A 21,675-nucleotide genomic window follows, 5' to 3' on the forward strand; every position below is an offset into this window, starting at 1 on the left:
ACCTTGATCGTGTTCAGCGCAAACCAATTCCAATGACAAGCGAGAGACCTCATGTCCCAGCAAACACAGCAAGCCCCCTTTCCCGGCGTCTTCTATCGCCGTCCCTCGCCCGAGGCCGAGGCCTTCGTGTCCCCGGGTGATAGCGTCCAGGCCGGCGACACCATCGGCCTGCTCGAAGTGATGAAGCAGTTCTGCGAACTCAAGGCCGAGGTGACAGGCCAGATCGCGTCCATCGAGGTGGATGACGGCGATGTGCTGGAAGCCGGTCAGGACATCCTGGTCATCGACGTTTCGGAGGGCGAGGCATGAATGCGACCCGTCTGTTGATCGTCAATCGCGGTGAGATCGCCGTGCGGGTGGTGCGCGCCGCCCGCGAACTCGGCCTGACCAGCATCGTCACCCACAGTGAGGCCGACGCCGACAGCCTGGCGGTCAAACTGGCCGATGAGGCGGTATGTATCGGCCCGGCCCAGGCCGCCAAGAGCTATCTGAACATCGAGGCGATCCTGGCGGCAGCCCGGGAAGTCGGTGCCGAGGCGGTCCATCCCGGCTACGGCTTCCTGTCGGAGAGCGCCGACTTCGCGCGCCGTGTGGTCGAGGCCGGCATGATCTTCGTCGGCCCCGACGCCGAATTGATCGAGCGCATGGGCAACAAGGCCGAGGCCAGGCGCACCGCTCTGGTCGCAGGTGTTCCGGTGGTGCCGGGGTCGCCGTCGGCGGTGGCCGACGTGGAGGAGGCGGTGAAGGTCGCCCTGGAGGTCGGCTATCCACTGCTGATCAAGGCCGCCGCCGGCGGTGGCGGGCGCGGCATTCGCACCGCTGCCGACGAGGCGGAACTCCGCGCCCAGCTACCGCTGGCCCAGAGCGAGGCGCGAGCCGCCTTCGGCGATGACAGCGTCTATCTCGAGCGCTTTATCGAGCGTGCACGACATATCGAGGTGCAGATCCTGGCCGACGGTGAGCGTGCCGTGCATCTGTACGAGCGGGAGTGCTCGCTGCAGCGACGGCGTCAGAAGGTGTTCGAGGAAAGCCCATCGCCGGCGCTGGACGAGGCCGCCCGCGAGCGCCTCTGCGCCTCAGCGGTGGCGCTCGCCGAGCACGTCGGCTACAAGGCCGCCGGGACGCTTGAGTACCTGTACGACGATGACAGCGGTGAGTTCTTCTTTATCGAGATGAATACCCGCATCCAGGTGGAGCATCCGGTCACCGAGATGATCACCGGTGTCGATCTGGTGCGGGCGATGCTCAGGGTATGCCTGGGTGAGCCGCTGGGGGTGGCCCAGGACGATATCGCGATACGTGGCTGGGCCGTGGAGATGCGTATCAACGCGGAAGACCCGGACAATGGCTTCTTTCCGTCGCTGGGGCAGGTCGAGCGACTGACCTGGCCCACCGGCCCGGGGGTGCGCGTCGACAGCGCCCTGTACGAGGGCTACAGGATGCCGCCGTTCTATGACTCGCTGGTGGCCAAGCTGGTCGTCTGGGACGAGGATCGCGCCTCGGCGCTGGTCCGTGCCGGCCGTGCCCTCGACGAATTCACGCTGGAAGGCTTCACCACCACGGCGGGGTTGCACCGTCGGCTGGTCGAGGACCAGGCGGTACGTCGCGGCGACTTCCATACCGGCACCCTGGAGCACTGGCTGGGCACAGCATCGGCGGCGTCAGCGCCATCAGTACAGGAGAAAGCGTCATGAAGCCATCCACCCAGCGTGACCCCGGGCAGGCCAAGCCCGCACGCTACAGCGCCGCCGGAGACGAGTTCCTGTTCGTCGAGCTGTCCGAGGCGATGAACCTGGAAGCTTTCTTTCGCGGGGTGTCGATCACCAGTCGGCTTGCCGAGCGCAAGATCCCCGGGGTGACCGAGATCTGTCCCGCCAACGCCTCCTATCAGGTGCGCTACGATCCCGACCGGCTGCCGCTGTCACGCTTGATCGAGACTCTGGAGCAGATCGATGCCGAGGTGCTCGGCCAGCAGGTTCAGCGCCTGGAGACCCGGGTGGTGGAGGTGCCGGTGCTCTACAACGACCCCTGGACCCACGAGACGCTGATGCGCTTTCGCGATCGCCACCAGGACCCGTCAGGCACCGACCTGGAGTACGCCGCCAGGATCAACGGCTTTGCCAGCGTCGATGGCTTTATCGAGGCCCACAGCGCCAGTCCCTGGTTCGTGTCCATGGTGGGCTTCGTCGCCGGCCTGCCGTTCATGTACCAGATGGTGCCCCGTGAGCGCCAGATCGAGGTGCCCAAGTACGTGCGGCCTCGTACCGATACGCCCAAGCAGACCGTCGGCTATGGCGGCTGCTTCAGCTGCATCTACTCGGTGCGCGGCGCCGGGGGCTATCAGATGTTCGGGGTGACCCCCATGCCGATCTACGATCCCATCGGCAGCCAGCCCCACATCGACGACTCGATGATCTATTTCCGCCCCGGTGACATCGTCAAGCATCGGCCCGTCGATCGCAGCGAGTACGACGCCATGGTGGCCGCTGCCGAGGCCGGGCGCTTCCGCCCGAAAACCGCGCCATTCGTGTTCGACCTGGATGAATATCGCGAGGCCCCCGAAGCCGTGGCCCGTCGCGTCGAGGAGGTGCTCAATGAGCATTGAAGTGATCAAGCCGGGGCTTGCGACTTCGGTCCAGGATGCCGGACGCGCCGGTCATTACCACCTGGGCATTCCGCCCTCTGGCGCCATGGACCAGTTCGCCATGCGCTCGGCCAACCTGCTGCTGGGCAACGCCGAGGACGCCGCGGTACTCGAGTGCGCCCTGATGGGACCGGAGCTGCGCTTTACCCAGGCCTGCCGTATCGCCACCGGCGGCGCGGAAATGGTGCCGAAGATCGATGGCCAGCCCCATCCCAACTTCGAGGTGCTTGAGGTGCCCGCCGGCAGCGTGCTGAGTTTCGACTTTGTGCGCGCCGGGGCGCGGCTCTACCTGGCGGTGGAAGGCGGCATCGATGTGCCCGAGCGTCTGGGTAGCCGCAGCACCTACGCGCTCGGCGCCCTCGGTGGCTACGAGGGGCGTCCGCTCAAGGCTGGCGATGTGCTGCCCGTCGGTCAATCGAACGCCGCAACCCGCGCGGCAGTCGGTCGGCGTATTCCCGAGGCCTTTGTGCCGCGCTTTGCCAAGCACTATGAGTTGCGCGTTGTGCCCGGACTTTACGACCACCTGCTCGAGGAAGAGGCGAGGGAACGCTTCTATCAGGAGGACTGGAGCGTGGCATCGGAGGCCGATCGCATCGGCTATCGCTTCAAGGGCGGTACACCGCTTCGGTTCATCGAGCGAGAGCCGCCCTTCGGTGCCGGTGACGACCCGTCCAACATCGTCGATGCCTGCTATCCCATCGGTTCGATCCAGGTGCCCGCCGGCAGCGAGCCGATCATTCTCCACCGAGACGCCGTGTCCGGCGGTGGCTACGCCATGGTTGGCACGGTGATCAGCGCCGACATGGATCTGGTGGGCCAGATTCAGCCCCATCAGAAGGTGCGCTTCGTGGAGGTGTCCCTCGAACTGGCGCTGGAGGCGCGTAAGGCCTACGCCGAGCGCCTGGAGGCGCTGCGCATCGCCCTGGGCCAGGCCCAGGGTCAGGCGCTCGACTAGCCGGCTGAAAAGGATCGAAGGCAAGAGCCTGAGTGCTTCGATCCCGTCTCACTTATTCCCGCAATTGCCACTTTGCCCGGCGGAGCCAGATGTCTCCGCCCGGGCTCCCCTTGCCCGGAATGTCACTCGAGCCCTGTCACCGAGGTATGGGCTGGCTTTTCGGTCCAAGGGCTTCGTCCAACCACAACAACAGCACGAGGCAACAACCATGAACGACACGACATCCCGCGAGAAGGCTGGGCAAGGCGCCGGCGACTTCGCCGACCGCCCCATGCCCCTGGACCAACGCATGCCCAGGGGCAATCTGATGATGGCCTGGTGGGCGGTATGCAGCGCCATCTTCTACATGGTGGTGGCCGCCGCCATGGCCCGCAGTTACGGCACCACCAACGCGCTGATCGGGATCGCCCTGACGGTGGTCTGCTACGGCGTCATCAATGCGGTGATCAGCCGCTATGCGATACGTACCGGGCTGACCGTGGCGCTGTTTTCCCGGGTCCTGTTCGGTCATCTGGGAGCGATGATCGCGACCCTGATCTTTTTTGCCACGGCGCTCTACTACGCGGTATTCGAAGGCTATGTGATGGCGCTGGTGCTGTCCGAGTGGTCGCCCTTGCTCGGCATGGCCAGCGCTACCCTGATCGTGGTGGTGGTCGGAGTCTCGCTGATCTTCGGCAGCGTCCAGCACTGGCTCGACAAGTTCAACGGCGTGCTGCTGCCGGTGTACATCGTCGGCATGCTGATCGCCGTGGGCATGGCGATGGCCGAGTTCGGCTATCCCTCCGGCTGGCTCTCCCGGGTGCCCGAAGGAGGCGCCAGTCCCTTCGGCTGGCTGTCCACCTTTGCCTACTACATGGGGGTCTGGGTGCTGATGATGTTTACCTTCGACTACGCCCGCTTCGGTCGCGTCGAGGATAGCCGCTTCCATGCCCGCGTCACCTTCGGCATTCCCTTTTATCTGATGACCTTCGTGTTCAGCGGAGTGGTGGGGATCCTGCTCGACGCCTGCCTGCCTACCGACGGCCTGTCGGAGGCGTCCATCGTGCTGGGACTGCTCGAGCTCATGGGGCTCGGCGGGCTGGCGCTGGTGTGGGTGACCCAGAGCCGTATCAATACCGCCAACTTCTACCTGGCGACGGTCAATCTCGAGGCCTTCGTCGGCAAGCTCACCGGCCTCAAGCTCAACAAGATCCTGGCCGGCTGTCTGGTGGGCGGGCTTGCCTACCTGCTGATGCGGGCGGACGTGTTCAGCTACCTGCTGGCGGCCCTGGCCTATCAAGGCGTGTTCGTGGTGGCCTGGGTGGGGGTGGCACTGGCCCATATCCTGTCGCCGGAGGGGCGTCTCGAGGTCGATCTGGACGCTGACATCAGCGCCTTCAACCCTGTGGGGCTGGCGGCCTGGGCCCTGGCGGCGATCGTCGGCATCGCGCTGATGCTGTCGCCGAGTCTGGCCGGAGCCTCGGCACCGCTGACCTTTGTGGTGGCCAGGGGGATCTATGTCCTGGGGCGTGGTCTGGCCAGGCATGGAGCCACCGCCGCCTGACCGGCTAGATAGGGAAACGACAGCGCCGGGCCTCGTGAAGAGGCCCGGAGCCTTGTCGGCAAAGAAGGCTTCGCCGAGTGTTGGCGATCAATTGCCGCTGTGGCTAGCGTCCGTTTGCCGGTCGTCGCCGTCTTCTGTGCTTTCTCCTTCGTGGTCAGCCTGGTCGTCATCGCTACCTTGCGGTGCGGCGGCTGTAGCGGCGGCGTCGGGGTCGACCTCCGGCTCTGAACGCTCGCTTTCCATCGCTTCTTCCATCTCGCCTTCCATGTCACCTTCGAGAGACCCCGACATGGCCCCCTCACCGGTGAACAGCGGACGGGCGTCATCGAGGCTGTTGAAGTCTTCAATCAGGACGGTGGCGTTCTCGGCCTCGCCTTCGTTGCCTTCGGCTTCGACGTAGCTGCTGCCGTCGAAGCGCAGGTGCAGGGCCTGAGCCGGCTGATCGGCGGCCAGGTGGCGCTTGACCACCAGGTCTCGCCAGCCCTCGTGAGATGCTTCGCCAAGCTGGATCGGAGGCTGGGTGGTGGGCTGGGCGCTGATGACGCGGTAGGCGTCGTCCTGGGCTTCGAGGATCAGGGTATCGCAACCACCGGTGCCGCAGACCATCGGGCCGACCACGTGGACCACGGCCTCGTCCTGACCATCGTCGTTCAGGTCACTCCAGCCGACCAGGTAGCGAATCTCGCCGAGCTGGGGATCAAAGTTGGCACGCAGGGACTGCTCCAGTGCCTCGCGGCGATCCGCCGGGCTCATCTCCGAGATGTCGTCGCCTTGTTCGCCGCTGGTGTCGTCTTCACTGGCGGAGTCTGCGCTCTCGTTGCTGCCGCCACCATTACCGGAGGTGACGTTTTCGCTCTGCTGTGACGCGCCCTCGGACGTCTCGGAATCGCTGTCGTCGGAGCAGCCGACGAGGGAGGTGCCGAGCCATAGCGCAGCGGTGAGGGCGAGCATCGGTTTGGCGTTCATGAAATTCCTTATTCTGAAAGTGGCCGCTAAAGCGGCCAAGGGCGTCCAAAGGTGCGGTCAGGCCTGCGGGTTCTCGTCGGTGGAGCAGGGATGGGGCCTTGGTGATTCGACCGGAGGGTTGCCCATCAGGTCCGCATTCACCAGGTCTGCATCCAGCAAGTCCAGGGCCCAGAGCACGAAGGCATCCTGGCGTGCCCCTTCGCGCCAGGCCTTGAAACGACCCGAGGCGCCGCCGTGACCGGACGTCATGTCGGTCTTCAATAGGGTTGCCCGGTTGGACAGTGCCGCCTGCTCGGCGTTCGCCAGGCTCAGGCGTGCGTAGAGCTTGGCCGGCTCCCAGTAGGGCACACGGCTATCGTGCCAGCCACCCTGCAGGAATACCGGCGGCCAGGCCTCGGCATCGAGGTTGTCCAGCGGTGAATAGCTGCCGATGCGTCGGGCGTCGGCGGCGTGGCTGGGGTTGCCCCATTCGGTGTACTCCGCCGTGGTCAGCGGCAGGTCCGGGTTTTCCATGGTACGCAGGACGTCCACAAAGGGCACGTCGAGTACCGCCGCGCAGAATGCCTGTGGTGCGCGATTGAGGCTGGCGCCCACCAGCAGACCGCCGGCGCTGGCGCCGTAGGCGACGATACGCTGGGGATTCGATACACCCGCGTCGACCAGGGCGTCACGTGCGGCCAGGAAGTCCTCGAAGCTGTTGGGCTTGTGCTCGAGCTTGCCGGCCAGGTACCAGGGCTCGCCGCGCTCACCGCCGCCTCGCACGTGGGCCACCGCGAAGGCCGCGCCACGCCGGAGCAGTTCCAGTCGAGACACCGAGAACCAGGGATCCAGCGCCTCGCCGTAGGCACCGTAGCCATACAGCAGCGTCGGCAGCGGCTGGTTCGCCAGGTCCTTGCGGCAGACCACGGACACCGGTACCCGCTCGCCGTCGTGGGACTCGGCCCACAGCCGTTGGCAGTGCAGGTCTTCCGGTGCCAGATCGCCGTGCAGAGGCTGCCGCTTGAGCAGTCGGCGCTCGCCGCTATCAAGATCCAGCGACCACCAGCTTGGCGGGGTGCAGAAGGATTCCTCGCGCAGGCGCAGTACCCGGTCGTCGAAGTGTGGGCTGTCGCCGAGCCCCAGGCTAAGCGGTGCGGGCGAGCAGGGCAGGGGGGCGTCGAGGGTGACGCTGTGGTTGCTGTCGAACTCGAGGCGACGCAGGCGCACCTGGGCCTCGAGGTGGTCGCGTTCGGCGATCACCAGGCCCCAGGCGTAGGCATCGACACCCTCCAGGGTGGTCTCCTGGCGATGGGGCACCAGTACTTGCCGCTGACCGGAGCGGTCTTCGTTCTCCACTTCCAGCTGAAAGTGCACCAGCCCTTCGTTGTGCAACACATAGAAGTGACCGGGACGATGATCCAGGGCGTACTCGACACCCGGGCGACGGGGCTGAAAGCAGTGCGGGGGAGTCGCTGGCGCGTGGGCCGGAACCAGATGGGTCTCGCTGGTGTCCTTGGAGGCCGACTCGATGGTCAGCCAGGCCCGCGATCGGGTCTTGCCCAGACCGATCCAGAACTCTGCGTCGTCCTCGCGCAGGACCAGCTCGTCGGTCTCGACCCTGGCGTCTGCGCTGGCCGCATCCAGCGACAGGCTGAGCCGCCAGGCGCTGTCGGGTCGCTGGGTGGCGTCGTAGCGGGTGAACAGCAGGGTCTGGCCGTCCTCGGCCCAGCACAGCTCAGGGCCGATGTCGTCCAGCAGTCGATGCTCGGCGCCATCGGGCAGGCGCTTGATGAACAGGCGATAGGTCTCGTCACCCTGGGTGTCCTCGGTCCAGGCCAGCCACTGCTCGTCCGGGGACAGCGCCATGTCACCGAGTTCGAGGAAGGTGTGCTCCTGCGCTCTGGCCTCGAGGTCGAAGAACACCTCGCGCGACTGCGGGGCATCGTTGGGGTGGCGCCACCAGACCGGATAGTCGGCGTCGGCGGCGGTCTCGCTCCACAGGGTGAAGTGGTCCAGGCGACTGGGCAGCCCCTTGACGGCCAGCTCTCGCCGCGCCAGGTGGCCCTGGTAGAGCCGCTCGATCAAGGATTCCAGAGGGGCAAACCAGGCGTCGGCCTGGCGGTTGGCGGCCTCGAGAAAGTCACTCACGGCGGGGTCGTCGCGATTCTCGAGCCAGTGCCAGGCGTTATCGTCCTGACGCGTGAAGTCCGGGGCGGGGCCCCGAGTTGCTGCGGCCGGTGCATTTGGCGGCTGTGCTTTCATGGTGCGAGATGTACCATACTCAAGAGAAATTTCATCTGTGCGCGGCGCGCACGTCAGGTTGGAGCATGCAATGTTGATTTCGGATTCCATGTCCACGCTGTGGTTGATCTATGGCGCATTGTCGCTGGTCGTACTGTTGGCTGGCTACCTTGGACTGGCTTTTTTACCGCGCCTGCCACGCCTGGTGCTGACCTGGGCGGTGGCCGGCGTGATGTGGATGCCGTCGATGTTCGAACTGCCGCTGATCGAGGAAGGCCAGGTCTACAGCGGTCAGGCGCCGGCCATCATGGTGGCGGCGGTCGCCTTCATGGACGGCAACAATGGCGTGCTGGTGCCGGCGGCCACGCGCGTCATCGTCGGCGCCGCGATCGGTGGGCTGTTCGGACTGGCACTGTGGTGGAGTGGCCGTCGTCGCCGTCTGCGCAAGGCCGAGGCCGCTGCAGCGGCGCGTGACCAGGACGCAGAGGCTCATGGGACGTCGCGTGAAGAAGGGCGGGAGCGTCAGGAGCCGGTGCTCGGCTAGAAACGGCTGGCGACGTCGCTCTGGCCACCGTGAACGGTGGACCATCGATGAACACGTCGAAGGGGGATGTAAAAGACGTCCACCGCCCACGGCCTGGAGATTCCGGGCGAGTTCCAAGGAGGACACATGGCCAAGCGGGGCCAGCAACGCTGCGGGAAAGGGGTAATGATGGCGACAATCGTGGCGTTGTGCCTGTCGCCGCTGACGGCGCTTGCCCAGTCGGTGACTGGGCAAGCGGGCTCGGATGAGCCACCGGACGTTCGCGTCGTGGTGGACGTGTCCGGCAGCATGAAGACCAATGACCCCAATCGCCTGGCAGGCAGTGCGCTGGACATGCTGGTGGCGCTGTTGCCGAGTGGCGTCAGCGCCGGTATCTGGACCTTCGGCGAGTCGATCGACAATCCGTTGCCTCTGGGGCAGGTCGACGCCCAGTGGCGCGAGCGGGCCTTGGCGCTGCCGCCGGCGCTGGAACAGTATCAGCAGCATACCGATATCGAGGCGGCGTTGCGCACCGCGGCTGCAGCCGAGGGTGACGGCTGGCGCCACCTGGTGTTGCTGACCGACGGGGTGATCGACCTGTCGCCGGGCCGGGGTGCCAAGCCCGACGTGGACCTTGCCTCTCGCCAACGCCTGGTCGAGGCGATGGTGCCGGACCTGGCCAACCAGGGGGTGGCCATCCACGCCATCGCCTTTTCGCCAGGCGCCGACGTTGCCCTGGTCGAGCGACTGGCGCAGCGCACCGGGGGACTGGCGGCGGTGGTCGAGACACCGGACGCCCTGTTGGGCGCCTTTCTCGATATCGTCGAGCGCATCTTCCCGGTGGATCAGGTGCCGCTTGAGGACCGCCGTTTCACCGTCGATGCCGGCGTCGACGATTTTTCCGCGTTGATCTTCCACGACCCCGGCCAGGGAGAGGTGACCCTGGTGGCGCCGGACGGCACCCGTTACACCCGCGACACCGCACCCGCAGAGGTGCGCTGGCAGCGGGAACCACGCTTCGACCTGATCCGCGTACCCGACCCCGCCCAGGGGGAGTGGCGGATCGAGGGTCCTCTGGCGGCGGACTCGCGGATTACCGTCAACAGCGATCGCCACCTGGTGACGGAGGCGCTGCCCGCGACGCTGTATTCCGGCTTCGAGGTGCCGTTGGCGGTGCGTGTCGAAAGTGACGGCGAGGTGACGGTGCCCGAGGGGCTCAAGGTGACGGCGGAGCTGTCCGGCGAGGCGGTGGACGGCCTGCAGATCCTGGCGCTTGGCAACGATGATGGTGTGTTTCGCGGGCGGCTGCCGTCGCCGTCGGGCACCGGCGCGGCTGAGCTGGTGATCACCGCCGAGGGCGAGGACTTCCATCGCCGACGGGTGCAGGCGGTCAATGTGCTGCCGGCCGTCGGCGCGGCACTGGACGAATCCGGGCGTCGGGTGACGCTGGTGGCCGAACATCCGCGCCTTGGCCACGACAACACCCGCTTCGAGGCCGATCTGCTGGGCCAGTCGCTGGAGGTGGCCCCGGCAGACGCCAGGCGCTGGAGCCTGGAAATTCCGCCCCAGGAGGATGAGGTCAGCCGTCCGCTGCGGATCTCGGCGGTGGCGACGATCGACGGCAATGAGACCCGCTGGAACCTGCCGCCGCTGTGGATCAATCGCGATGGCGAGGTGGCCCTGGATCGGGCGCTGGCAGGCCCCACCCTGTCCGGTGAACGCTTCGCCGAAGCCAGTGAGCGACAGGCCGAGGAGGAGGCTGGCGAGGCGCTGGCCGACCAGTTTGTGGCGTTGGTGAATGAAGGCCCCGAGCGGCTGGTGCAGTGGTGGCGCGAGGGAAGGCCTGGTCTTGAGCCCGCCCTCGAGCGTGCTCGACATGATCCGCGCAGCTGGCTGGTAGCCGCTATCCTGGCGGTGGTGGTGATCGCCTGGCTGTTGTGGCGTCGCCGGCGCACTCGCCTGGCTGCGGCCGGGTCAACAAGAGAGGAACCCCATGTGTGAGCTTCTGGGCATGAGTGCCAATGTGCCCACGGATATCTGTTTCAGCTTTACCGGCTTTCTGCATCGTGGCGGCGGCACCGGCCCCCACCGTGACGGCTGGGGCATCGCTTTTTACGAAGAGGGGGGCTATCGCGAATTTCGCGACCCTCATCCTTCGGTGCACTCGCGAATCGCCCGGCTGATCTGTGAATACCCGATCAAGTCGAATATCGTCATCAGCCACATCCGCCAGGCCAATGTGGGTGGAGTGAAGCTGGCCAATACCCATCCGTTCGTGCGCGAGATGTGGGGGCAGCCCTGGTGCTATGCCCACAACGGCCAGTTGTCCGGCTGGGAGACGCTGGACCTCGCCAGCTATCGACCGGTGGGGTCCACCGACAGCGAGCACGCCTTCTGCCACCTGCTGGGTGAGCTCCGGCGGCGCTATCCAGACCCGCCGGAGGATCGTCGCGGTCTGTGGTCGTCGCTGCACGAGCTGTGCGAGAAGCTCAGAGGTCTGGGCGTCTTCAACCTGCTGCTGGCCGACGGCGAGTACCTGTACACCTATTGTTCCACCAAGCTCGCCCATATCACCCGCCGCGCGCCCTTTGGCGAGGCCAACCTGTCGGACGCCGAGATGGTGGTCAACTTTGTCGAGCACACCACCCCCGACGATGTGGTCTCGGTGCTGGCCACCGAACCGCTCACCGACAACGAAGAGTGGGTGCGCATGCAGCCGGGTGAGCTGCTGGTGTGGCGGGAAGGCGAGATCGTGGCCCGTTATCTAAGCGATGAATAGCGGGTTTTAAACGAAAGTTTGAATCAAGCGTATTACAGTCGCTGCGGGACTGGGCTATGGTAGCCAGTGTCGACACCACAATTTGATAATAAGAGGGGACCTGGTCCCCCGAATGGAGAACGCCCATGAGTGAGAACGCCGCTGCATCGATCGTTCGGGGGGAGGCCCTGGAAGGGCTCGATGACTATCATTCGGTGATGGATATCTTCCACCGCTCCGTCAAGCGCTACGACGAAAAGGTGGCCTTCTCGTGCATGGGCAAGTCCCTGACCTACGCCGAGCTTGACCGGCTGTCCGGTGATTTCGCCGCCTGGCTGCAGCACGAGACCAACCTTGAGCCCGGTGATCGGGTGGCGATCCAGTTGCCGAATCTGCTGCAGTTCCCGGTAGCGGTGTTCGGTGCCATTCGCGCCGGCATGGTGGTGGTCAACACCAATCCGCTGTACACCGAGCGCGAGATGACCCACCAGTTCAAGGATTCCGGCGCCAAGGCGATCCTGATCCTGGCCAACATGGCAGACAAGCTCGAGCGGGTGCTGGACAAGACCGACATCGAGCATGTGGTGATCACCGAGATCGGTGACCTGCACGACTTCCCCAAACGACCGCTGATCAACTTTGTGGTCAAGTACGTCAAGAAGATGGTGCCGCGCTACTCGATCCCCAAGGCGGTCGGGTTGCGTCAGGTGCTCAAGCAAGGCGCCTCCCTCGAGCACCGTGAGGTGGAACGCGAGCTCGACGATATCGCCGCGCTACAGTACACCGGGGGGACCACCGGGCTTGCCAAGGGCACGATGCTGACCCACCGCAATCTGGTGGCCAACATGCTGCAGGCCAAGCAGATCATCGGGGGTGGCTTGAGCGAGGGTAGTGAGGTGGTGGTCGCGCCGCTGCCGGTCTATCACATCTATACCTTTACGGTGAACTGCCTGTTCATGCTGGAAGGCGGCAACCATTCGCTGCTGATCACCAATCCGCGGGACCTCGATACCTTTATCAAGGAGCTCTCGAAGACGCGTTTCACCGGCTTCGTCGGGCTCAATACGCTGTTCAATGCGCTATGCAATCGTGACGACTTCAAGGCGCTGGACTTCTCCCACCTGCACCTGACCATCTCCGGTGGCATGGCGCTGACCAAGGCCGCGGCCAAGCGTTGGGAAGAGGTGACAGGCTGCCCCATCGCCGAGGGTTACGGCCTGACCGAGACCTCGCCGATCGTCAGCTTCAACCCGGTGGAGGCGATCCAGCTCGGCACCATCGGCCGCCCCGTCGCCGGCACCGAGCTCAAGCTGTGCAACCCTGACGGTGGCGACCCCGAGCCGGGTGAGCCGGGCGAGCTGTGCGTGCGCGGCCCCCAGGTGATGAAGGGATACTGGAACCGCGATGACGAGACGGCCAAGGTCATCGATGCCGATGGCTTCTTCCACACCGGTGACATCGCGGTCATCCAGGACGATGGCTACGTGCGTATCGTCGATCGCAAGAAGGACATGATTCTTGTGTCCGGCTTCAACGTCTATCCCAACGAGATCGAGGACGTGGTCGCGGCCCATCCCAAGGTGGTCGAGTCCTGCGCCGTCGGGGTGCCCGACGAGACCAGCGGAGAAGTCATCAAGCTGTTCGTGGTGGCCAAGGACAGCTCCTTGACCAGTGACGAGCTGCGCGCCTGGTGCAAGAAGGAATTGGCCGGCTACAAGGTGCCCAAGCTGGTGGAGTTTCGTGACGAACTGCCCAAGACCAACGTCGGCAAGGTGCTCAGGCGCCAGTTGCGTGACGAAGGCAGCACCGAAACCGGGACCGGCACCGACGGCTGACGCCCGCCGACAAGGTCCGGGGAAGGGCAGGGGCCGGCGATTGGCCCTTGCCTTGGCTGCGGCGTTACAATAGCGCCCTTTGCGTTGCGGGAGCCTTCCCGCCCCGCGTCCGTGCGACGCGGCGCCCATGATCCACCCGGAGCCTTCGACCCCAACGTGAGTAGTTCTACGCCCACCGCCCAGCAAAACGCCGACGACGCCTCTCGCCTGAAGTCTCTGACCGAAGGACTGGAACAGGTGATGCTTCGCGATCGCCCGACGCTGGCCAAGCGTCTGGCCGGTCTCGAGCGTCGTCGACGCGACGGCAAGCCCATCGACCGGGGACTCAAGGAGGTCGAGCACCACTGGCAGCGCTCCCGTCAGACCCTGGCCTCGCGCCAGGCGCGCCCGGTCACGCTCGACTATCCCGAACAGCTCCCGGTGGCGGCGCGGCGAGCCGATATCCTCAAGGCACTGGAGTCCCATCAGGTGGTGGTGGTGGCCGGCGAAACCGGCTCCGGCAAGACCACCCAGCTGCCCAAGCTGTGTCTGGAGCTGGGGCTTGGCCGTCGCGGGCTGATCGGCCACACCCAGCCGCGGCGCCTGGCGGCGCGCTCGGTGGCGACCCGCCTGGCAGAAGAACTGCAGGTGCCGCTGGGCGAGCAGGTGGGTTATCAGGTCCGCTTCACCGACCAGACCAACGACGACACCCTGGTCAAGCTGATGACCGACGGCATCCTGCTGGCGGAGACCCGCCAGGATCCGGACCTGCGCCGCTATGACACCCTGATCATCGACGAGGCCCACGAACGCAGCCTCAATATCGATTTCCTGCTCGGTTACCTCAAGCGCCTGCTCGATCGCCGCCCTGACCTCAAGGTCATCATCACCTCCGCCACCATCGATGTGGAACGCTTCAGTCAGCACTTTGCCAGCCGAGACCAGGACGGTGTCGTGCGCCCTGCTCCGGTGGTGGAGGTCTCGGGTCGTACCTACCCGGTGGAGGTGCGTTATCGTCCGCTGATCCGCGACGAAGATGACGAGGAAGACCGCACCCTCAGCGAGGGTATCCTTCACGCGGTGGAGGAAATCGAGACCATCGAGCGCGAAAAGCGCTGGTTCCATGGTCCCCGCGATATTCTGGTGTTTTTGCCCGGTGAGCGTGAGATCCGCGAGACCGCCGACGTGCTCCGGCGCGCCGATCTCAAGAGCACCGAGATACTGCCGCTCTACGCCAGGCTTTCTAACGCCGAGCAGAACCGCGTGTTTGCTCCCCACAGTGGGCGGCGCATCGTGCTCGCCACCAACGTGGCCGAGACCTCGCTGACGGTGCCGGGTATCCGCTACGTGATCGACCCGGGGCTGGTGCGCATCAGTCGCTACAGCTATCGCGCCAAGATTCAGCGCCTGCCGGTGGAGGCGGTGAGCCAGGCCAGCGCCAATCAGCGCAAGGGCCGCTGCGGCCGGGTGGCGGAAGGCGTGTGCATCCGTCTGTATGACGAAGACGACTTCCTGGCGCGCCCTGAGTTTACCGATCCGGAGATCCGGCGCACCAACCTGGCCTCGGTGATCCTGTCGATGCTGTCGCTGAAACTGGGCGACATCCAGGACTTTCCCTTCGTCGATCCACCTGACTCGCGCTTCGTCACCGATGGCTTCAAGTTGCTCTATGAGCTGGGTGCGGTCGACGACAACAGCCGCCTGACGACATTGGGGCGACGGCTGGCGCGACTACCCATCGATCCGCGCCTGGCCCGCATGGTGCTGGCCGGGGTCGAGCAGCAGAGCCTGCGCGAGGTGCTGATCGTGGTCTCGGCGCTGGCGGTGCAGGACCCGCGTGATCGACCCTCCGACAAGCGCGAAGCCGCCGATCAGGCCCACCGCCGCTGGCAGGATCCGGATTCCGACTTCGTGGCCCTGCTCAATCTGTGGCACGGCTTCGAAGCCGCCCGAGAGGAACTCTCGGGCAACCGGCTGCGTCGCTGGTGCCGCGATAATTTCCTGAATTACCTGCGCCTGCGCGAGTGGCACGATACCTTCCGCCAGTTGCGTCAGCTGCTCAAGGACATGGATATCCAGGTGCCGTCGGCCAGGCCCGCCATCGCCGCCGAGGGTGAAGATGACGACGGTCAGGCCAAGGAGCGCCAGCGTCAGCAGACGGTGGCCATGCACAAGGCGCTGTTGACCGGCCTGCTGAGTCATCTGGGCACCCTGACCGAGAACCGCGAGTACCTGGGGGCGCGCAATCGCAAGTTCATGATTCATCCGGCATCGGGGCTTTCGAAGAAGTCTCCGAAGTGGGTGATGGCGATGGAGCTGGTCGAGACCTCGAAGCTGTTCGCGCGCAGCGTGGCCAAGGTCGAGCCACAGTGGATCGAGCCTCTGGCGGGCCATCTGGTCAAGCGCAGCTACAGCGAGCCCCATTGGGAGATGAAGCGGGCACAGGTGGTGGCCTTCGAACAGGTCACCCTGTTCGGGCTGCCGATCGTGGCCCGGCGCAAGGTCCACTATGGTCCCATCGCCCCGGTCGAAAGCCGTGAGCTGTTTATCCGCCGGGCGCTGGTGGAAGGCGAGTTTCGTACCAAGGGCGAGTTCTTTGCCCACAACCGGGCGCTGATCGACGAGGTCGAGGACCTCGAGGATCGCGCTCGGCGGCGCGACATTCTGGTGGACGAGGAGCAGCTGTTCGACTTCTACGACGCTCGCCTGCCTGAAGATATCGTCAACGGCAAGGGCTTCGAAGCCTGGCGGCGAAAGGCCGAGCGCAGTGACCCTGAGCTGCTCAAGTTCGACCGTCAGGCGCTGCTGGCACGGGAGGCGGATGACGTCACCGGTGACGCCTATCCTGACGAGCTGTCGATCGACGGGGTGCGCTATCCGCTGGCCTATCACTTCGCGCCAGGGGCCGAGGATGACGGTGTGACCATAACGGTGCCGGCGGCGATGCTGTCTCAGCTGTCGTCGTCTCGCCTCGAGTGGCTGGTGCCGGGATTGCTCCGGGACAAGTGCATCGCCCTGTTGAAGTCGCTGCCCAAGTCGATACGCCGACAGGTGGTGCCGATACCCGACTGGGTCGACGCAGCGCTGGAGGCACTGGTGCCCGGGGACGGCAGCCTGACCGAGGCGCTCGGTGAATTTCTGCGGGTCAAGACCGGGTTGCGCCTGTCGCCGGACGACTGGCGCCTCGATCAGCTCGAGCCCCATCTGGTGATGAACCTCAAGGTGGTCGACCACAGCGGCAAGGTGCTGGGCCAGGGCCGTGACCTGCGGGCGCTGGAGCGGCGCTTCGAGGCTGCCGCCAGTCAGGGTGCCCGGGCGCTGGCCAAGAGCGTGGAGAGCCAGTCCGAGCTGTCGGGCTTCCCCGAGCAGGCATTGCCGGAATCGCGGGTGACCTCCCAGGCCGGGATTCGTGTCGAGGCTTTCCCGGCGCTGGTGCCTTCGTCGAGCGGGCTCAGCCTCGAGCTGTTCGACCATCCGGCCAAGGCCCATGAAGCGCATCGCCGCGGGGTAGTCAAGGCGGCGATGGAACGCCTGCCAGATCAAGTGAAGGCCATCGAGCGTACCCAGGGACTGTCGACCTGTGCTCTATTGTTCGCCAAGGTAGGCAGCAAGCGTGCACTGACCGAAGATGTGGTGACGGCCGTCTTCCGGCAGGTCGTGGCGGTGGACCCGCTGCCGCGAAGTGCCGAGGCCCTGGAACAACGCATTCAGGCGGTTCGCCAGGATATCGTTCCCCATGCCGACAAGCTGGTGGCGGTGCTCAAGCCGGCACTGGAAGGCCACCTGGCGGTGACAAAGGCGTTGAAGGGTAACCTGAGCCTGTCGCTGGCGCTGGTATACAGTGACCTCAAGGCACAGATGCAGCGGCTGGTGTACCCGGGGTTCGTGACCGACGCCGGTGCCTGGCTCGAGGCTTATCCGCGCTACATGGAGGCCGCCCAGGTGCGCCTGGAGAAGGCCCCGCGCGAGCGCATGCGCGACCAGATGCTGATGCAGACGGTGCAGGACTTCGAGACGCGCCTCGAGACGCGTCGACAGGCCGAGCACCGAGGCGGCGTCGAAGATCCATCGCTGGTGGAGTTTCGCTGGTGGATCGAGGAGTTGCGGGTATCGCTGTTTGCGCAGCAGCTGGGTACCGCCATGCCGGTATCGGAGAAGCGCCTGGAGAAACGCTGGGCGGAATTGACCGGGCGGGGGTAAGGCCCCCGCGCCAAAGATGACGAAAGTGAGTGGCCGCCCCGGGCGGTCGCGATCGACCGGCGGCACCGAGGTGCCGCATGAAGGAGAAGGGCATGACCCCAGCGAAGGTGCTTATTACCGGCAGCGGCCTGTATACCCCGGCCAACGCCATCGACAACGACGCCCTGGTGGCGTCGTACAACGCCTGGGTGGATGCCGAGAATGCCCGCCACCGCGAGGCGATCGAGGCCGGGGAACGTGACGCCCTGGCGCATTCCAGCAGTGAATTCATCGTCAAGGCCTCGGGTATCCACAGCCGCTACGTGCTGGACGCCGAGGGTATCCTTGATCCTGAGCGCATGCGCCCGAAGCTCGACGAGCGCGACAACGACAGCCCCGGCATCCAGTGCGAGATGGCGCTGGCCGCCTCGCACGAGGCGCTGGCCGCGGCGGGGGTCGAGGCCGCCGACATCGACCTGGTGATCGTGGCCTGCTCGAATCTGGAGCGCCCCTATCCGGCGGTGGCGGTGGAGTTGCAGCGTGCGCTGGGCACCGGGGGCTACGCCTTCGACATGAACGTGGCTTGTTCCTCGGCCACCTTCGCCATCGACAACGCCGCCAATGCCATCCGCTCCGGCGGCGTGCGTCGCGCCCTACTGGTCAACCCCGAGGTGTGTTCGGCACACCTTAACTTCCGCGACCGCGACAGCCACTTCATCTTTGGCGACGCCTGTACCGCCCTGGTGCTGGAAAGCGACGACGTGGCGAAAGCCGAGACACGGTTCGAGGTGCTCGGGACCCGCCTGGTGACGCAGTTTTCCAACGCCATTCGCAATAATGCGGGCTTTCTCAACCGCGTCACCGACGCCGACCCCCAGGCAGCCGACAAGCTGTTCGTACAGGAAGGCCGCAGGGTCTTCAAGGAAGTCTGCCCGATGGTGGCACAGTTGATCCGTGAGCACCTGGAGAGCCTGGATATCGCGCCTGGTACGCTGTCGCGGTTATGGCTGCATCAGGCCAATCGACACATGAACGATCTTATCGCACGACGGGTGCTGGGCCAGGAGCCTGCTCCGGATCAAGCGGCGATTATTCTTGACCGTTACGCTAATACAAGTTCTGCCGGTTCGATCATCGCGTTCCATCTGCATCATCAAGACCTGGAACCGGGCGCTACCGGGGTGGTGTGTTCCTTCGGCGCGGGCTACAGTGCGGGCTGCGTGGTGATTCGCAGGGACTGAGGCCGACCCTCCGGGGAACCGACAGCTGACTCGTCGGCGGAACCAGACGACTGCCGTACGCAGAGGCGTCGTCGCTGACGCTACCCGGAGTCCAACCCCGGACAACAGCGCCGATAGATTGACGATCGTGACAAGGACAGGCAAGGGAGGCAGTCGAACGATGAACGCGAACTACAGCGGTGCCCTGGGCAAGGGCATGCAGAGGGGTGTCCTGGTCATGGCCGTCGCCCTGGCGGCAAGTGGCTGCGCCAGCAGCGGCGTATCCAGCGAGCCCAATCCAGCGGACCCCTGGGAGGGCTTCAATCGCAGGGTCTTCGCCTTCAACGATGTGCTGGATCGCTATGCACTCAAGCCTGCCGCCCAGGGTTATCGCTACGTGACCCCGGACCCGCTCGAGCGCGGTGTCAGCAACTTCTTCGACAACCTCGGCGAAGTGCGCACGGTGTTCAACAGCCTGTTGCAAGGCAAGGGTGCCAATGCGGGCAACTCGAGTATGCGCTTTTTGATGAACACCACCTTCGGTCTGGGTGGTCTTCTGGATCCGGCGACCCATGCCGGCTTTATCGCCGACGAGGAAGACTTCGGCCAGACCCTGGCTGCCTGGGGCGTGGGCGAGGGGCCCTTCGTGGTGCTGCCGTTCCTCGGCCCCAGCACAGTGCGTGACACCAGCGCCTTGCCGGTCGACTGGTACACCTACCCGCTGACCTACGTCGAGGACGACACCGTGCGCTACTCGCTGCGTGGTCTCGAGCTGCTCGACGCGCGTGCCAGCCTTCTCGATCAGGAGGATCTGATTCGCGGTGATCGCTACAGCTTCATTCGTGACGCCTGGCTACAGCGTCGTCGTTTCGAGGTCACCGATGGTGAGCTTGGTGACGACAGCTTTATCGACGATGGCTTTGACTACGACGAAGATGCCTTCGCCGAGTAAGGTGGCATCTGCATGCAAGCAGCCAAACCTCTGATCGGGGTAATCGACCACCCGGGCGAGCACCGCGACGCCCTGGTGGACGCGATTGCTCGCGACGGACTTGCGGTCTTTGCCGCCGCCAGCGCCGATGAGCTTCCCGGCTCCACGGCGCTTGTGGTGGCACATTCGCTGGCGGTACCGAGTCGCGAGTGGATGGTGCTGGCCGAGCGCTGGCCCACCCTGGTGGTCAGCGAGGACCGGCGAGACGACGATCTGCTCAAGGCCGTTGACGCGGGCCTTGTCGACTACGTGATCGACCCCTTGCGCCATGCCCATCTGCTCAGGCGGATGATCCGGCGTGTGGTGGACGTCAATCGTCTGGCCCGGGAGCGCGAAGAGGATCGAGCGCGACTGGAAGAGCTCAACGAGAGCCTGGAGACCCACCTGGCGATGCTCCGGCTCGACCAGCAGGCCGGCGGCCAGATCCAGCGTCGCATGCTGCCGCCGAGGCCGCAGCAGCTGGGGGCAATCGGCTGTGACTACTGGCTTGCGCCCTCGTTGTATCTGTCAGGCGACTTTCTCGATATCCAGGCGTACAATGAGCGCTATACATTATTCTATTTCGCTGATGTGTCGGGCCACGGAGCCTCGTCCGCCTTCGTGACGGTGCTGCTCAAGTATCTGTTCAATCGCTGGCAAGGCGAGTGGGACGGTGAGGCACCCGAGGCATTGCCGCCGCGCTGGCTGTCCCAGTTGAACCGGGAGCTGCTGGACACGGGGATCGGCAAGCACGCCACCCTGTTCGTCGGCGTGATCGACCAGCAGAAGCGCTATCTGCACTATTCTCTCGGCGCGCAGCTGCCGATGCCGCTATTGAAGTCCGACGAGGGCGTCACCACGCTGGCGGGAGAGGGCATGCCGGTAGGCTTGTTTCCGGAGGTCAGTTATCCGGCACTGGGATGTGACTTGCCCGATGACTTTTCGCTCTGGCTCTGCTCCGATGGGGTGCTGGAGTGCTTGCCGGGGGACAGTCTCGAGGCGCGCCTTGACGATCTCAGGCAGCGGGTCGAAGACAGCGATTCCCTGGATACGATGCGTCGGGGGCTGGCCCTGGGGGCGCTCTCCAGCGATGAAGAAGCGCTGGAGGATCCCACCTCGGGGCGCGAAGAGCTGCCCGACGACTTGACGATCATGTTGGTGAGCGGGTTTGGCGATGAAAGTGCATGAAGGTCGACTGAAGGCGGCATTCGAGGCCGGTGTGTTCGTCCTGAAGCTATGTGGCGACGTGCGCCTGACCCTGTGTGCCACCCTGGATCTCCAGGCCCAGCAACTGGCCGACACGCCGGGACTCAAGGCGGTGATGATCGACCTGCGCGAGGCCAGCAACGTCGATTCCACGGCGCTTGGCTTTCTGGCCAAGGTGGCCATGGCGCTGCGCGGCAAGCTCGAGCAGGCGCCGACCATCGTGGCCGACAATCCCGACGTCAAGCGGATGCTCGAGGTGATGGGCTTTGGCGCTTTCTTTACCTTGCTGGAGCGTCCCATCGCCGAGGTCGACGACTTCGAGGAGCTCCCCGAAGTGCCCGCCGATGAAGAGGGGCTGCGGGAGCGCATCCTCGAAGCGCATCGTATCCTGATGCGCATGAACGAGCATAACCACGAACAGTTCCAGCCGCTGGTCGAGATGCTCGAGGCCCAGAACGACGCTTCGCACAAGGCCTGATCCCGCCCTTGCCGGGCCTGACGTCGACGCGCCGAAGGCGTGTTCAGCAGAAGGCGCCGAAGGCGTAGAAAATGGCGAACTCCAAAAGCGGAAAGCGGTGTCAGATCGCCGCAAGCTGGCAAGCGCATAATGCAAGAGGGCGATCCATGGATCGCCCTCTTGATCATCTGCAGCCAGGCCCAGCCAGGCTTGCCGGTGG

Annotated in this window: 16 protein-coding genes; 14 read left to right on the top strand and 2 right to left on the bottom strand. The window is 65.2% G+C overall.

Annotation, left to right across the window (positions count from 1 at the left end; genetic code table 11):
* The first annotated feature begins 51 nt into the window (after nt 1-51).
* The 5 genes from NFH98_RS07120 to NFH98_RS07140 all read left to right on the top strand — a co-directional run bounded on the left by NFH98_RS07120 (nt 52) and on the right by NFH98_RS07140 (nt 5,142).
* Nucleotides 52-309, top strand: a complete 258-nt coding sequence (locus NFH98_RS07120; protein ID WP_045993215.1) for an acetyl-CoA carboxylase — start codon at nt 52-54, stop codon at nt 307-309.
* Nucleotides 306-1,694: an acetyl-CoA carboxylase biotin carboxylase subunit gene (locus tag NFH98_RS07125; RefSeq protein ID WP_045993216.1), complete on the top strand. Its 1,389-nt coding sequence runs from the start codon at nt 306-308 to the stop codon at nt 1,692-1,694. The genes NFH98_RS07120 and NFH98_RS07125 overlap by 4 nt, the downstream gene beginning before the upstream one ends.
* Nucleotides 1,691-2,605 carry a 5-oxoprolinase subunit B family protein gene (locus NFH98_RS07130; protein ID WP_349622408.1) on the top strand — a complete coding sequence of 305 codons (915 nt, stop codon included), beginning with the start codon at nt 1,691-1,693 and terminating at the stop codon, nt 2,603-2,605. The genes NFH98_RS07125 and NFH98_RS07130 overlap by 4 nt, the downstream gene beginning before the upstream one ends.
* A complete protein-coding gene (locus NFH98_RS07135) occupies nt 2,595-3,599 on the top strand; it encodes a 5-oxoprolinase subunit C family protein (protein WP_349622409.1) in 1,005 nt (334 codons plus the stop codon). Before NFH98_RS07130 ends, NFH98_RS07135 begins: the two co-directional genes overlap by 11 nt.
* 208 nt (nt 3,600-3,807) lie before the next feature.
* A complete protein-coding gene (locus NFH98_RS07140; protein WP_349622410.1) occupies nt 3,808-5,142 on the top strand; it encodes a purine-cytosine permease family protein in 1,335 nt (444 codons plus the stop codon).
* 87 nt (nt 5,143-5,229) lie between these two features.
* Here the strand turns inward: NFH98_RS07140 and NFH98_RS07145 are convergent, their stop codons facing one another.
* The gene (locus tag NFH98_RS07145) at nt 5,230-6,108 is read right to left on the bottom strand and encodes a COG3650 family protein (protein WP_349622411.1); all 879 of its coding nucleotides are present in this window, start codon (nt 6,106-6,108) and stop codon (nt 5,230-5,232) included.
* Nucleotides 6,109-6,165: 57 nt separating this feature from the next.
* The gene (locus NFH98_RS07150) at nt 6,166-8,349 is read right to left on the bottom strand and encodes a S9 family peptidase (RefSeq protein ID WP_349622412.1); all 2,184 of its coding nucleotides are present in this window, start codon (nt 8,347-8,349) and stop codon (nt 6,166-6,168) included.
* Nucleotides 8,350-8,419: 70 nt separating this feature from the next.
* Between NFH98_RS07150 and NFH98_RS07155 the strand changes: the two genes are divergently transcribed.
* The 9 genes from NFH98_RS07155 to NFH98_RS07195 all read left to right on the top strand — a co-directional run bounded on the left by NFH98_RS07155 (nt 8,420) and on the right by NFH98_RS07195 (nt 21,476).
* Nucleotides 8,420-8,872 carry a hypothetical protein gene (locus tag NFH98_RS07155; protein ID WP_349622413.1) on the top strand — a complete coding sequence of 151 codons (453 nt, stop codon included), beginning with the start codon at nt 8,420-8,422 and terminating at the stop codon, nt 8,870-8,872.
* 165 nt (nt 8,873-9,037) lie between these two features.
* Nucleotides 9,038-10,852, top strand: coding sequence for a vWA domain-containing protein (locus NFH98_RS07160; protein ID WP_045993221.1), 1,815 nt, complete (start codon nt 9,038-9,040; stop codon nt 10,850-10,852).
* Nucleotides 10,845-11,630 (top strand): class II glutamine amidotransferase, encoded by a 786-nt coding sequence (locus NFH98_RS07165; RefSeq protein WP_108132628.1) that lies wholly within the window; start codon nt 10,845-10,847, stop codon nt 11,628-11,630. Before NFH98_RS07160 ends, NFH98_RS07165 begins: the two co-directional genes overlap by 8 nt.
* A gap of 125 nt (nt 11,631-11,755) precedes the next feature.
* On the top strand, nt 11,756-13,444 hold the full coding sequence (locus NFH98_RS07170; RefSeq protein WP_349622414.1) for an AMP-binding protein: 1,689 nt from the start codon (nt 11,756-11,758) through the stop codon (nt 13,442-13,444).
* 156 nt (nt 13,445-13,600) lie between these two features.
* Nucleotides 13,601-17,623 (top strand): ATP-dependent RNA helicase HrpA, encoded by a 4,023-nt coding sequence (gene hrpA, locus NFH98_RS07175; RefSeq protein WP_349622415.1) that lies wholly within the window; start codon nt 13,601-13,603, stop codon nt 17,621-17,623.
* 92 nt (nt 17,624-17,715) lie between these two features.
* The gene (locus NFH98_RS07180) at nt 17,716-18,843 is read left to right on the top strand and encodes a beta-ketoacyl-ACP synthase III (protein ID WP_349622416.1); all 1,128 of its coding nucleotides are present in this window, start codon (nt 17,716-17,718) and stop codon (nt 18,841-18,843) included.
* A gap of 160 nt (nt 18,844-19,003) precedes the next feature.
* Nucleotides 19,004-19,774 (top strand): MlaA family lipoprotein, encoded by a 771-nt coding sequence (locus tag NFH98_RS07185; protein WP_045993225.1) that lies wholly within the window; start codon nt 19,004-19,006, stop codon nt 19,772-19,774.
* Nucleotides 19,775-19,786: 12 nt separating this feature from the next.
* The gene (locus NFH98_RS07190; RefSeq protein ID WP_045993226.1) at nt 19,787-20,980 is read left to right on the top strand and encodes a PP2C family protein-serine/threonine phosphatase; all 1,194 of its coding nucleotides are present in this window, start codon (nt 19,787-19,789) and stop codon (nt 20,978-20,980) included.
* Nucleotides 20,967-21,476, top strand: a complete 510-nt coding sequence (locus NFH98_RS07195) for an STAS domain-containing protein (protein WP_045993227.1) — start codon at nt 20,967-20,969, stop codon at nt 21,474-21,476. Before NFH98_RS07190 ends, NFH98_RS07195 begins: the two co-directional genes overlap by 14 nt.
* Nucleotides 21,477-21,675 lie beyond the last annotated feature (199 nt).

It is taken from the genome of Halomonas sp. H33-56, assembly GCF_040147035.1.
Taxonomy (GTDB): domain Bacteria; phylum Pseudomonadota; class Gammaproteobacteria; order Pseudomonadales; family Halomonadaceae; genus Halomonas; species Halomonas litopenaei.